The following is a 1,077-nucleotide window of genomic DNA, read 5'->3' on the forward strand; positions in this document are numbered from 1 at the left end:
CCCGCCTGCATGCGTCCCAGCAGCACGGTACCGAACACCACGCGGTCGTGGCCGCTGGTGCGGGCCAAGACCTGCGCCCAGGCCAAATGGCACAGGCTGGCCAGGCTCACGCCCAACCGTTTGGCCTGATGCCGCAGACGTTCGTTCAGCGCCTTGTCGATAGGCTGGTGCGCCGTGGTGACGCCCTTGCCATCGCCGCGCACGTTGCCGAGCCCGAACGGCAGCACCGGCTCTTCGATGTCCGCCAGCATGGCGCGGAAGAAGGTTTCATGTTCTTGCGCGCTAACGCTCAAACGCGCCTGCGCCACCGCATTGCGGAACGGCGGCGCGGCGCCCAGCTCGGCGCCTTTGCCGGCGAGGATCGCGGCGATCTCTTCTTCGATCAATGCCGCCGTGGAATGATCCCCCACCAAATGATGCCATTGCTGCAGCATCCACCAGCCGCCATCGCTATCTTGCGCCACCACGACGTTCAGCAGCGGCGCACGGCTGAGATCCAGACGCGCATGCTGCGGATCGAAGCGCGCCAGCAGTTGATCGCCAATCGCCTCCTGCGCCGGATCGAGCGTCAGCTCAGTCCACGGCAGCGCGGCGGCGCGCCAAACGACCTGTACCGGCTCGCGGATCGCCTCACTGATGAACGCCGTGCGCAGAATATCGTGGCGATCGATCACCTGTTGCATCGCGGCCCGCCAACGATCCAGACGCTCGCGGTTCTCAAAGCGCAACAGCGTAGACAGCAGGTACGGATCGCCCCGTTCCGCCAACAGGTGGTGGAACAGAATCCCCTCCTGCAACGGTGACAACGCATAGATATCCTGCACGTTGGCCACCCCGCCCGGCACGCGCGCCACGATGCTGTCGATCTCAACCTGGTTCAGCGAGGCCAGCGGCAGCAACTCAGGCGTGATGCGCGCGCTATCCGGCCGCAGCAGGTTCTCGGGGATCTCGATTTCGCAGCGCGCCTCCAGCGCCTCCGCCAGCGAGGCCAGCGTCGGGGCGGTAAACAGCGTTTGCACGTTCGCCGTCAGGCCGCAGCGACGCAGCTCCGCGTTCAGTTTCAGCGCCTGCAGCGAT

The 1,077-nt window shown here is 66.0% G+C and carries 1 protein-coding gene; it reads right to left on the reverse strand.

The genetic code is table 11. The features are described 5' to 3' along the window. Positions 1-1,077 (reverse strand): condensation domain-containing protein (locus AB0H42_RS35885; RefSeq protein ID WP_357064366.1); only part of this gene is annotated, 1,077 nt, incomplete at both ends.

The organism is Nocardia sp. NPDC050799, from assembly GCF_040654015.1.
Classification (GTDB): domain Bacteria; phylum Actinomycetota; class Actinomycetes; order Mycobacteriales; family Mycobacteriaceae; genus Nocardia.